Origin of the sequence: Agromyces sp. Root1464 (assembly GCF_001427265.1) — a bacterium.
Classification (GTDB): Bacteria; Actinomycetota; Actinomycetes; order Actinomycetales; family Microbacteriaceae; genus Agromyces; species Agromyces fucosus.
The window spans coordinates 1,104,074-1,115,404 of the sequence record NZ_LMFU01000001.1; the positions used below are offsets into that span (position 1 = coordinate 1,104,074).

The 11,331-nt window shown below is 67.8% G+C and carries 13 protein-coding genes and 2 tRNA genes; 5 read left to right on the top strand and 10 right to left on the bottom strand.

Going from position 1 to position 11,331, the window contains the following annotated elements:
• Positions 1-14: 14 nt before the first annotated feature.
• Positions 15-1,709 carry a Stk1 family PASTA domain-containing Ser/Thr kinase gene (gene pknB / locus ASD23_RS05015; RefSeq protein ID WP_082571193.1) on the top strand — a complete coding sequence of 565 codons (1,695 nt, stop codon included), beginning with the start codon at positions 15-17 and terminating at the stop codon, positions 1,707-1,709.
• A 141-nt stretch (positions 1,710-1,850) separates the two neighbouring features.
• On the opposite strand, the gene ASD23_RS05020 is transcribed toward pknB, so the two are convergent.
• The 3 genes from ASD23_RS05020 to ASD23_RS05025 are packed head-to-tail and all read right to left on the bottom strand — an operon-like array spanning position 1,851 to position 3,464.
• Entirely contained in the window at positions 1,851-2,507 is a 657-nt protein-coding gene (locus ASD23_RS05020; protein WP_056007046.1) for an anthranilate synthase component II, read from the bottom strand.
• Positions 2,508-2,513: 6 nt separating this feature from the next.
• Positions 2,514-2,669 carry a hypothetical protein gene (locus tag ASD23_RS19055; protein WP_165877438.1) on the bottom strand — a complete coding sequence of 52 codons (156 nt, stop codon included), beginning with the start codon at positions 2,667-2,669 and terminating at the stop codon, positions 2,514-2,516.
• A gap of 3 nt (positions 2,670-2,672) precedes the next feature.
• Positions 2,673-3,464 carry a class E sortase gene (locus ASD23_RS05025; protein ID WP_082571194.1) on the bottom strand — a complete coding sequence of 264 codons (792 nt, stop codon included), beginning with the start codon at positions 3,462-3,464 and terminating at the stop codon, positions 2,673-2,675.
• Positions 3,465-3,500: 36 nt separating this feature from the next.
• Here ASD23_RS05025 and ASD23_RS05030 point away from each other — a divergent pair, with 36 nt between their 5' ends.
• On the top strand, positions 3,501-3,776 hold the full coding sequence (locus ASD23_RS05030; RefSeq protein ID WP_327019778.1) for a cell division protein CrgA: 276 nt from the start codon (positions 3,501-3,503) through the stop codon (positions 3,774-3,776).
• Positions 3,777-4,054: 278 nt separating this feature from the next.
• Here ASD23_RS05030 and ASD23_RS05035 read toward each other — a convergent pair whose 3' ends face one another.
• Positions 4,055-4,762 carry a rhomboid family intramembrane serine protease gene (locus ASD23_RS05035; RefSeq protein ID WP_235507630.1) on the bottom strand — a complete coding sequence of 236 codons (708 nt, stop codon included), beginning with the start codon at positions 4,760-4,762 and terminating at the stop codon, positions 4,055-4,057.
• Positions 4,763-4,913: 151 nt separating this feature from the next.
• Positions 4,914-5,453 carry a peptidylprolyl isomerase gene (locus ASD23_RS05040; RefSeq protein ID WP_056007058.1) on the bottom strand — a complete coding sequence of 180 codons (540 nt, stop codon included), beginning with the start codon at positions 5,451-5,453 and terminating at the stop codon, positions 4,914-4,916.
• A gap of 119 nt (positions 5,454-5,572) precedes the next feature.
• On the opposite strand from ASD23_RS05040, the gene ASD23_RS05045 reads away from it, so the two are divergent.
• Both ASD23_RS05045 and ASD23_RS05050 read left to right on the top strand, forming a co-directional pair.
• Positions 5,573-6,091, top strand: a complete 519-nt coding sequence (locus tag ASD23_RS05045; RefSeq protein ID WP_056007912.1) for a hypothetical protein — start codon at positions 5,573-5,575, stop codon at positions 6,089-6,091.
• A 616-nt stretch (positions 6,092-6,707) separates the two neighbouring features.
• The gene (locus ASD23_RS05050) at positions 6,708-6,959 is read left to right on the top strand and encodes a hypothetical protein (RefSeq protein WP_056007061.1); all 252 of its coding nucleotides are present in this window, start codon (positions 6,708-6,710) and stop codon (positions 6,957-6,959) included.
• A gap of 209 nt (positions 6,960-7,168) precedes the next feature.
• Here the strand turns inward: ASD23_RS05050 and ASD23_RS18780 are convergent, their stop codons facing one another.
• Positions 7,169-7,618: an NUDIX hydrolase gene (locus ASD23_RS18780; RefSeq protein ID WP_056007064.1), complete on the bottom strand. Its 450-nt coding sequence runs from the start codon at positions 7,616-7,618 to the stop codon at positions 7,169-7,171.
• 78 nt (positions 7,619-7,696) lie between these two features.
• Here ASD23_RS18780 and ASD23_RS18785 point away from each other — a divergent pair, with 78 nt between their 5' ends.
• The gene (locus ASD23_RS18785) at positions 7,697-8,095 is read left to right on the top strand and encodes a DUF1801 domain-containing protein (RefSeq protein ID WP_157377010.1); all 399 of its coding nucleotides are present in this window, start codon (positions 7,697-7,699) and stop codon (positions 8,093-8,095) included.
• 55 nt (positions 8,096-8,150) lie between these two features.
• Here the strand turns inward: ASD23_RS18785 and ASD23_RS05065 are convergent.
• From ASD23_RS05065 to gyrA, 4 genes are all read right to left on the bottom strand, one after another.
• Positions 8,151-8,223: transfer RNA gene (locus tag ASD23_RS05065), tRNA-Ala, on the bottom strand.
• Between the two features lie 46 nt (positions 8,224-8,269).
• Positions 8,270-8,343, bottom strand: a tRNA-Ile gene (locus ASD23_RS05070).
• Between the two features lie 65 nt (positions 8,344-8,408).
• Positions 8,409-8,813, bottom strand: a complete 405-nt coding sequence (locus ASD23_RS05075; protein ID WP_056007070.1) for a DUF3566 domain-containing protein — start codon at positions 8,811-8,813, stop codon at positions 8,409-8,411.
• Between the two features lie 6 nt (positions 8,814-8,819).
• Positions 8,820-11,327 (bottom strand): DNA gyrase subunit A, encoded by a 2,508-nt coding sequence (gene gyrA / locus ASD23_RS05080; RefSeq protein WP_424219769.1) that lies wholly within the window; start codon positions 11,325-11,327, stop codon positions 8,820-8,822.
• Positions 11,328-11,331: the final 4 nt, after the last annotated feature.

The window sequence follows — 11,331 nt, forward strand, 5'->3', positions numbered from 1 at the left end:
CATGGAGCTGCACGGTGAACGATGAAGGACGAGTGCTCGCGGGTCGATACCGCGTCGGCGCTCTCATCGGGCGCGGCGGCATGTCCGACGTGCACGTGGGCACCGACACCCGATTGGGGCGGCAGGTCGCGATCAAGCTGCTGAAACCGCAGCTCGCGACCGACCCGGCGTTCCGCATGCGGTTCCGTCAAGAGGCGCAGTCGGCGGCCCGCATGGCCCACCCCACGATCGTGCGCGTCTTCGACGCCGGTGAAGAGACCGTGGTCGACGCCGCCGGCCAAGAGGTGCAGCTGCCGTTCATCGTGATGGAGTTCGTCGAAGGACGACTGCTGAAGGACATCATCCACGACGGACCGCTCGAGGCGGCCGCCGCGGTTCGCGTCATCGACGGCGTGCTGACCGCGCTCGAGTACTCGCACCGAGCCGGTGTGGTGCACCGCGACATCAAGCCCGGCAACATCATGATCACGACCGCCGGCCAGGTGAAGGTCATGGACTTCGGCATCGCGCGCGCGGTCTCCGACTCCTCGACGACCGTCGCGCAGACCACGGCGATCCTCGGCACCGCCTCGTACTTCTCGCCCGAGCAGGCGAAGGGCGAGACCGTCGATGCCCGCACCGACCTGTACTCGACCGGCGTGGTGCTCTTCGAGATGCTGACCGGTCGTCCGCCGTTCCGCGGTGACACGCCGGTCGCAGTGGCCTACCAGCACGTCAGCGAGAAGCCGGTCAAGCCGAGCGTCATCAACCCGAAGGTCTCACCGGCCCTCGACGCCGTCGTGATGCACGCCCTCGCGAAGAACCGCGACCAGCGCTACCAGTCGGCGGCCGAGTTCCGCACGGACGTCGACACCGCGGCATCCGGTCGCGTGCCCGTCCACCGCGAACCCGATCAGGCCACGATGCTCTTCGGGGCGCCGACCGGCTCGCTCTCGAGCTCCGAGCTCGCGCTGCGCCAGCTCGCCGAAGACGAGACGATGACGCGAACCCAGCGTCGCCCGCCCGCGATCTGGATCTGGTCGGGCATCATCGGCGTCGTCGTCATCGTCATCGCCGTCATGTACTGGGCGTTCAACCTGCAGCCGACGGCCGAGTTGCCGCCGAACGTCAAGGAGATCCCAACACTGACGGGGAGCACGTACGAAGAGGCCGTCGACGCGCTCCAAGAGCTCGGTCTTCCGGCGAGCTCGGTCGAGAAGACCGACGACACCGTGCCGGCAGGCCAGGTCATCGGCACCGATCCGCCCGCCGGCGAGAAGGTCGACAACGGCACGGCAGTGACCGTGTTCGTCTCGACCGGCAAGCAGGCTGTAGCGGTGCCCGATCTCCGCAACAAGACGCTCGAGCAGGCGAAGGCCGATCTCATCGCACTCGGACTCGTGCCCGGGGCCGAGAACCGCGAGCCGTCGCCGACCGTGCCGGGCGACACCGTGCTCGGCACCACGCCCGAGGCGGGAGCCGCTGCCGAGCTCGGCTCGACGGTCGACTTCCGCATCTCGAGCGGCAGCGTCACGCTCCCCGACGTGACCGGACAGACCCTCGAAGCCGCGACCTCGTACCTCGCGGCCGAGAACCTGCAGCTCACGGCGGTGCCGAAGCCCGACGCCTCCTGCAAGGCTGAACCGGGCTCGCCGGTCACCAACCAGTCGCTCGCGCCCGGCGACGTGCCCCAGCACTCGACGGTCGAACTCACCTACTGCGCGGGCTGACGCCCTACTGCGCGGCCTGACGCCACGCTCCGCGAGCTGACGCCCCGGCGGAGCCCTTGCACGCCCGCCGAAGCCCCGGGCGCGGTGCGTGCACTCACGCAGCCTCGCGCACCTGTGTCGTGAGAAGCCGCGTGCGGCCGGTCAGCCTGCCGTCGCCCGCACGAGCGGGCTGAGACCCACGGCGCGTTCGCGGGCGGCTGGGAGGCCCGCGACCGCGAGCCAGTTGCCGAGCATGCGGTAGCCGCCCTCGGTCAGCACCGACTCGGGGTGGAACTGCACGCCGAAGATGGGGGCGCTCTCGTGGCGCAGTCCCATGATGACGCCGCCCTGCGTGCGGCTCGTCACGACGAGTTCGCCCGGCACGGTGTCGTCGACGACGGCGAGCGAGTGGTACCGCGTCGCCGTGAAGGGCTGCGGTACGCCGTCGTAGAAGTCGCTGCCGTCGTGCGTGATGAGGGAGGTCTTGCCGTGCATGAGCTCTTCCGCGTTCGTGACGACCGCACCGAACGCCTCGGCGATCGCCTGGTGGCCGAGGCAGACGCCGAGGATCGGCTGCCCCGTTGCGAGGGCGGCCTCGACGATGGGGATCGACACACCGGCGTCCGAGGGCTTGCCGGGCCCGGGCGAGATGAGCACGGCGTCGTATTCGGCGATCCGCGCGGGCACCTCGTCGATGCCGAACGAGTCGTTGCGCACGACCTCGGTCTCGGCGCCGAGCTCCTGCAGGTAGCCGTTCAGCGTGTAGACGAAGCTGTCGTAGTTGTCGACGACGAGCACCCGGGTCGAGGTGTGTTCCATGTCAGCTCACTCCACCGTGACGTTGATCGGATTCAGGACGCCGTCGACCCACGGGAACACCCATGTGAACAGCGCGAAGACGACGGCCGTGGCGAGCAGCAGCAGCAGGATGATGCGCAGCCACACGGGGCCGGGCAGCACTCTCCAGAGTGCACCGTACATGTCTCAGCTCCCCCAGGTTGCGACGATGGGCGCGATCTCGGCCGGAGGGCCGGCGGCGCTCGGCTGCCAGGACTCGAGCACGCCGTAGGCGATGATGCGCTCCGCGGTCGAGTACAGCGGATTGCAGCTCGTGAGCGTGACGATGCGGTCTGTGGGCGCGAGGTCGGGATGGTGCGGCACCGGCGCCAGCACGTCGACCGTCTCGGGGGTCACGTACTCGAAGTCGCGGAACCGGTAGGTGTACCAGCCATCCTTCGTCTGGATGTAGATGGCGTCGCCGAGCTGCAGCTGCTCGATCTCGTGCATGCCGCCGCCGTACGCGCTGCGGTGCGAGGCGATCGCGAAGTTGCCGACCTCTCCGGGTCGCTGCGTCTGCGGGTAGTGTCCGACGCCGAGGTCGAAGCTGTTCAGCACGTCGAGCCCGTAGCCCTCGGCGATGTTTCGCTGCGAGTCCTCGCCGAAGCGGGGCACGTACATCACCGCGAAGGCGTCGCCGTTGGCGTACTCGGTCGCGTCCACCACGGGCGCGCCGTAGTTCGCGGGGTCCGGCGGAGGCGTCGCTCCCTGCGTCGCGCGGGCCTGCTCCTGCCATTCCTTGCTGAGCTCGGATGCCGCGGACGACTGCTGCCCGGCCATGATGGCGTCGTTCCACCAGAGCTGCCAACCGAGGAACAGGAGGATCAGCACGCCGGCGGTGAGCAGCAGTTCGCCGAGCACGCCGACGACGCTGACTCGGGGGCGCCGACCGTCCGAGGAGCGGCGTGCGCGCCGTCCATCGGCCTGAGACTCGGACATGAGGGCGATTCTAGCCCGCGGAGCAGTGAACCGAATGTGTTCGCGGGCCTTCCCTCGGCTAGAATCACCCGCATGGCACGTACGAAATCATCGAAGCCCGCGCGCGCAGAACAGGCGAGCGGCGAAGAGGCTCCGAACCCGGTGTGGTTCAAGCCCGTCATGTTCGGCTTCATGCTCGTCGGGCTCGCCTGGATCATCGTGTTCTACGTGAGCCAGGGCGCCTTCCCGGTCGCCGACCTCGGCTCGTGGAACATCCTCATCGGATTCGGCATCGCCTTCGTCGGCTTCCTCATGACCACTCGCTGGCGTTAGCCGGCGCAACGACGCAGAAGAGGGGCGGATGCTGCGGCATCCGCCCCTCTGTCGTTGGTCGCGCTGCGCCGCCACGCCTGTCGCGCGCCGCGTTCCGCCACGTTGTACGTGCCGCTTCGATGCAGAGTTCTCCACAGGGTGTGGAGAACTCCAAGCCCCCGTGTCCCCCGTAATGACGACAATTACACGTGTGTAACTCTCCCCAGCTGTGGAGAGGCCTGTGGATAACTTCGAATGGTGTCAGGCGATCCGCGAGGCGTCAGCCGGATCGGCCCTGCTTAGACGATGGGGAAGAACAGGTATCGCAGGCTGAGCAACACGAGCACCGCGCCCACGGCGATCAGGAGCCACATCTGCAGCCGCTGCTGCGACCGCTTGCGGGTCTCGACGAGGATGAACCCGATGAGCGCTCCGGCGGCGAGCCCGCCGAGGTGCGCCTGCCAGGCCACGTTCATGCCGGGGATGAAGCCGATGACGAGGTTGATGCCGAGCAGCACGAACAGCTGCGTCGCCTGACCGCCGAGCCGGCGCTGGATGACCAGGAAGGCTCCCATGAGGCCGAAGATCGCGCCGGATGCCCCGACGACCGGCACGTTCGGCGGAGCGAGCCACAGCACGCCCACCGATCCGGCGAAGCCCGCCAGGAGGTACAGCGTGAGGTAGCGCCACCTGCCGAGCAGGCCCTCGAGCAGTTGGCCGAAGATCCACAGGGTGTACATGTTCAGCAGCAGGTGCAGGATGCTCCCGTGCGCGAACACCGACGTCATCATGCGCCACGGCTCGAGCGCACCCGGGTGCGAGTAGAAGCCCGCGTACCGGATTGCACCGGTGACCCCGAGGCCAGGGATCATCTGCAGCAGGTACACCGCCACGGAGATTCCGATGAGGGCATAGGTGACCACCGGTGCACCGCGGCCGGCGGCCGAGCGCATGCGCGTCAGCACCGCCGGCTTCGTCCGCGGGGCGCTCGCGCGCTGCTCGCGCATGCACTCGGGGCAGATGACCCCGACCGGGGCCTGGGTCTGACACTCGGGGCAGATCGTGCGCCCGCACCGTTGGCAGAGGATGTAGCTCTGCCGATCGGGATGGCGGTAACAGAAGTTCGCCCGATCAGGCCCCGAGTCGCTCACCCGCGGGTCAGAGCTGCTCGACGGTGACGCTCTCGATGACGACGTCCTCGAGCGGCTTGTCACGGCCGTCGGTGGCGACGGCGCCGAGGCGGTCGACGACGGCGCGGCTGGCCTCGTCGTTCACCTTGCCGAAGATCGAGTGCTTGCCCTGCAACCAGGTGGTGGGGGCGGTGGTGATGAAGAACTGGGAACCGTTGGTGCCGCGGCCCATCTGGATGCCGGCGTTGGCCATCGCGAGCACGTAGGGCTCGGTGAAGTCGAGCTCGGAGTTGATCTCGTCGTCGAACTGGTAGCCGGGGCCGCCGACGCCCTGACCGAGCGGGTCGCCGCCCTGGATCATGAAGCCGGGGATGATGCGGTGGAAGATGACGCCGTCGTACAGCGGCGCGGTGGACTTCTCGCCGGTGGCGGGGTGGGTCCATTCGATCTCGCCGGTGGCGAGGCCGACGAAGTTCTTGACCGTCTTCGGGGCGTGGTCGCCGTAGAGGTCGACCTTGATCGGTCCGTGGTTGGTGTTGAGCGTCGCGACTGCAGTGGGAATCGGCATCCTCATATTCTGTCACGGGTGGATTCGTCAACCGGCATGCCGTATTCGGACTCCCACCTCGCTTCCAGCCGTTTCGGTGGCAAGATGGAGTGGTTCGCTGCACATCGATGGAGGTCGAGATGAGCCTGTCACGCAAGCGCCGGAAGGAACTCAAGCGACTGCAGAGCAACGCTGGGGAACTCTGGGAGAACCAGCAGCACGTGCTCGAGCACGCCAACGCCGTCGCCCGCGAGGCCAGCCGTCAACTCGGCCACCTCACGCGCGAAGAGGTCGTGCCACGCGTCCGCACGGGGTACGACAGCTACGTCCGCCCCAACGTCCAGCGGGCCGGCACCGCCGCGCGCGTCGCCGGTGACACCGTCGAGCGAACGGTGGGCAACGCGCTCGGCTCCGTGCTCTCGATCGGCGACATCGCCAACGACGCCCGCGTGCGCCGCGCCCTCGAGCGCGTCTCACCACGTGCGGCCGAGGTCGTCAAGGAGAAGCGCGGCCCGGGCTTCGGCACCTACTTGGCGATCGGCGCCGGCATCGTCGCCGCTGCTGGGGTGGCCTACGCGGTCTGGCAGACGTTCCGCGCCGACGACGAGCTCTGGGTGGCCGACGACGAGCCGACGCCGGGCGCGTCGACCGCGGCCTGACCGCACGAGTTTCCGAAGGCCCCGCCTGTTCCAGGCGGGGCCTTCGTCGTCTCCGCACACGCCCGCGGTCAGTGCAGGCACTGAATCTCGAAGAATCTGTGAATTCGCCTTGCGGTCGACGTGAAAGTCCCGCTAGTGTCTAGAACCGTTGTCGAACACGCAATGCAGAGAGGAGTTGATACCCATGATGAAGCACATCTTCACGCCAGCATTTACTGCGGCCCACACGGGAGTCCTCCTCGCGCCTCGGGCCTGCTAGCAGTTCGCCTCGACGTCACGCGCCTTCGCGCCTGATCGTCCCATCCGCCCCTCGGGCGTGACCCTGCGGCAGCAGCCGCGCATCCGTCAGCGACCACGTCGCCGGCCGTCTCGCATGAGTCGAACCTCATGAGACACGAGCGGATGTCCCGGCTCACGCCAGACCGCGGAGGCGCGCATCACTCGCCATGAGTGCTCGCGCGCCGTCATGCCCGGACGAGTCCGTGCGCGCCGCCATTGAGGCGCCCGCGCACCGACATCCGGGATCACGTCGGCTCGATCCGATCGACCATCGACCGCATCGGCCGCTGCACCACCCGCAACACCCCATCCGCACCACCCATCAGAAGGAATCACCGTGAATACGAGTACCATCTCCGCCGGCCGCACCGCACAGGTGCAGGCTGTCACCCTCCGCGCTGACGCCCGCCAGCTCAGCGACCGGATCGCACGCCGTGCGGGCCACGCGCTCCTCGCGTGGAGCCGACGACGTGACGAGCAGCGCACGCACTCGGCGACCGCCGAGCGCCGCTGGAACGAACAGGCCGCAGCCCGCCTGCAGGCCGCCGAGTTCCAGCGCGTCACCCTGATGGCGCAGCCGCTGATCTGAGCGACCATGCGCACCATCGACAGCACCACCTCAGCCAGGCCCCCGCAGGTCGGCGTCGCAGCATTTGCGAGTCGGCCCGCGGGGAGCTCGGCCACCCGCGGCCGTGTCGCGAACGGTTCGGCCAGGCGGCCGGAACGTCGGCGACACGGCCGCGGGCGCGTCTCCCCTTCGACGGGCGAGATCCTCGTCGACGGGCTCGGATCCGGGCCCTACTCCCGAGCCGACGGCGGCACGCCGTCGGCGGGTTCGGCCGAGTTCAGCCGCAAGGCGATGTCGAGCAGGCTCACGCGCTTCAGGCGCGACACCTCATCGAGGTCGAACCAGCGGGCCTCGTCACTCGAACCGTCGACCTCGTTGCGGAGCTCGCCGCCGACCACACTCGCCCGGTACACGACGCGCATCGCGTAGAGCGGCGCAGCTCCCGAATGACGCTTCGAGGTCGGCACGACCATGGTGTCGATGCCGAGCAGGCGGTCGACGGATGCCTCGTACCCCGTCTCCTCGAAGATCTCCCGCCGCGCCGCAACGATCGGGTGCTCGGAGCCCTCGATGCCGCCTCCGGGCAGCGTCCATCCGGAGCGACCGTGCTCGTTCCAGTGCGAGAGCAGGATCCGGCCATCGCGGATGATGACCCCGTACGCGGCGATGCGGATGTCCATCAGGACACTGTAGCGGGGCGATCGACGTGCCGGCCCGACGGCGCTATGGTCGAGGCACCCGAGCGAACGGAACCCGCGATGACCGAAGCCTCGAAGATGATCGCAGCCGCACCCGAAGTCGAACGCTATCTCGACGGTCTCCCGTCGGAATTCGGAGGCCCGCTCGTCCGTCTCCGCGACGGCATCCGCAGCGCGGCGCCCGCGGGCACCGTCGAGAACATCAAGTGGAACGGGCCGAATTACGCGCTCGACGGCGTCGACCGCGTGACGGTCGGCACCGACCCCAGGGGCAAGGTGCGCATCGTCATCCACCGGGGCGTGAAGATCGTCGATGCCGAGGGCTTCAGCTTCGACGACGACACCGGGCTCGTGCGCTGGGCGGCGGCCGACCGCGGCGTGATCGCCCTGGGCCCGGCCGAGATCGATGCGCATCGCGACGAGATCGTCGCACTGATCGAACGCTGGCTGCGGCTGTGACGATCCGCAGCCGACTGTGCGAGGAGAATGCGGCGATCGATCGCCACGGTGATTGTGGAGCCTAGGAGATTCGAACTCCTGACATCCTGCTTGCAAAGCAGGCGCTCTACCAACTGAGCTAAGGCCCCGAGCGGAATGCCGAGGCATCCGTTCTTCATATTGAATTGTTCACAGTGGGGATACGAGGACTTGAACCTCGGACCTCTTCGTTATCAGCGAAGCGCTCTAACCGCCTGAGCTATATCCCCGAATTTCGGCCAGAGGAAAGACTACCGGACGTGGCAGGAATCTCCGAATCGGGCCGAGAATCGCATCAGTTGTTGGTGAATCCGACGAGGATGCCGCCCGTGATCTTGACGCTCAGGTTGTAGAGCACGGCGATGATGGCGCCGAGCGCCGTCGTGACGACGAGGTTCAGGAGTGCCGCGACGACCGCGAAGCCCATGACGTTGCCGAGCGACAGGATCGACGTGAGGTCGCCGCCGGCGCCCGCGACGTCTTGCACGAGCTCGTTGACCTTGTCGAAGATGCCGGTCGAGTTCAACACCGTGTAGATGAGGAAGGTCGCGACGATGCTGACGACCGCGAGGCACACGGCGACGAGGAACGACAACTTCACCGCCGACCAGAAGTCGATGTAGACGAGCCGGAGGCGCACCTGCTTGGCAGGGGTCTTGCGGTTCGACTTGCGGGCCAGCTTCTCAGCGACGCTACTCATCTAGGGTTACTCCTCTCGCGCGGGCTCGGCCGCTTCGGACTCGGCGGCCTCCTCCACGAGATTCCGCTCGGAATTCTTCGCGATGGCGATGATCCTGTCGTCGTTCGCGAACTTCGCGAACACGACGCCCATCGTGTCCCTGCCCTTGGCGGGAACCTCGGCGACGTCAGAGCGTACCACCTTGCCACTGGCAAGAACCACAAGGACCTCGTCGTCGTGACCGACGATCAGGGCCCCTGCGAGGTCGCCTCGATCCTCGCTCAGCTTGGCCACCTTGATGCCCAGACCGCCGCGGTTCTGCAGGCGGTACTGGTCGACGGCGGTGCGCTTGGCGTACCCGCCCTCGGTGACGACGAAGACGTACCTGGCGTCGTCGTCGCCGGCGTCGGCCTCGGTCTCGTCGGTCTCCGTGCCGTCGGTCAGCGAAGCGGCGACGACGGATGCCTCGAGCAACTGGTCGCCCTCACGGAACGACATGCCCTTCACACCGGACGTCGAGCGGCCCATGGGTCGCAGCGCCTCATCAGTGGCCTCGAAGCGCAGGGACATGCCCTTCTTCGAGACGAGGAGGATCTCGTCGTGCACGCCCGCGAGCATCGCCGAGACGAGCTCGTCGCCCTCGCGGAGGTTGATCGCGATGACGCCCCGGGAACGGTTCGTGTCGTACGCCGTCAGCTCGGTCTTCTTGACGAGTCCATCGCGCGTGGCCAGCACGAGGTACTGCGCCACGCTGTAGTCGCGGATGTCGAGGATCTCGGCGATCTGCTCGTCGGGCTGCATCTCGAGCAGGTTCGCGACGTGCTGGCCCTTCGCGTCGCGGCCGGCCTCCTGGATCTCGTACGCCTTCGCCCGGTAGACGCGGCCCATGTTCGTGAAGAACAGCAGCCAGTGGTGGGTCGTGGTGACGAAGAAGTGCTCGACGACGTCGTCGGCGCGCAGTTGCGCGCCCTTCACGCCCTTGCCGCCGCGGTGCTGCGAGCGGTAGTTGTCGCTGCGCGTGCGCTTGACGTAGCCGCCGCGCGTGACGGTGACCACCATCTCCTCTTCGGGGATGAGGTCTTCGACCGACATGTCGCCGTCGTAGCCCGGCATGATGTGCGTGCGTCGCTCGTCGCCGTACTTCGCGACGATCTCGGCGAGCTCTTCGGAGACGATGGTGCGCTGGCGCTGAGGCGAGGCGAGGATCGACTCGTAGTCGGCGATCTTCTCGCCGAGCTCCTCGGCTTCCTCGTTGATCTTCTGGCGCTCGAGGGCGGCGAGACGTCGGAGCTGCATCGCGAGGATCGCGTCGGCCTGGAGGTCGTCGATGTCGAGGAGGTCCTTGAGCCCGTCTCGTGCGACGTCGACCGTCGCCGAAGCGCGGATGAGCGCGATCACCTCATCGAGGGCGTCGAGTGCCTTGAGGTAGGCCCGCAGGATGTGCATGCGGGCCTCGGCCTCGCGCAGCAGGAACTGCGTGCGCCGCACGATGACCTCGATCTGGTGATCGACCCAGTGGGCGATGAATCCGTCGATCGAGAGGGTGCGCGGAATGCCGTCGACGATCGCGAGCATGTTCGCGCCGAAGTTGTCCTGCAGTTGCGTGTGCTTGTACAGGTTGTTCAGCACGACCTTCGCGACCGCGTCGCGCTTCAGCACGATCACGAGGCGCTGGCCGGTGCGGCCCGAGGTCTCGTCGCGGATGTCGGCGATGCCGCCGACCTTGCCGTCCTTCACGAGATCGGCGATCTTGATCGCGAGGTTGTCGGGGTTGACCTGGTACGGCAGCTCGGTGATGACGAGGCAGGTGCGCCCCTGCAGCTCTTCAACCGAGACGACGGCGCGCATCGTGATGGATCCGCGACCGGTGCGATAGGCGTCGTTGATGCCCTTGACGCCGAGGATCTGCGCACCCGTCGGGAAGTCGGGGCCCTTGATGCGCTGGATCAGCGCCTCCTGCAGCTCCTCGCGCGAGGCATCGGGGTGCTCGAGGTACCACTGGGCGCCGGATGCCACTTCGCGCAGGTTGTGCGGCGGGATGTTCGTGGCCATGCCGACCGCGATGCCGACGGAGCCGTTGACCAGGAGGTTCGGGAACCGGGCCGGCAGGATCGCCGGCTCCTGGGTGCGGCCGTCGTAGTTGTCCTGGAAGTCGACGGTCTCCTTCTCGATGTCGCGCACCATCTCGAGCGCGAGCGGAGCCATCTTCGTCTCGGTGTATCGAGGGGCGGCCGCGCCGTCGTTGCCGGGCGAGCCGAAGTTGCCCTGTCCGAGCGCGAGCGGGTAGCGCAGGCTCCAGGGCTGCACGAGGCGCACGAGGGCGTCGTAGATCGCCGTGTCGCCGTGCGGGTGGAACTGGCCCATGACGTCGCCGACGACGCGGGCGCACTTCGAGAACGCACGGTCGGGGCGGTAGCCGCCGTCGTACATCGCGTAGATGACGCGGCGGTGCACCGGCTTCAGGCCGTCGCGGACGTCGGGCAGCGCACGCCCGACGATGACGCTCATCGCGTAGTCGAGGTACGAGCGCTGCATCTCG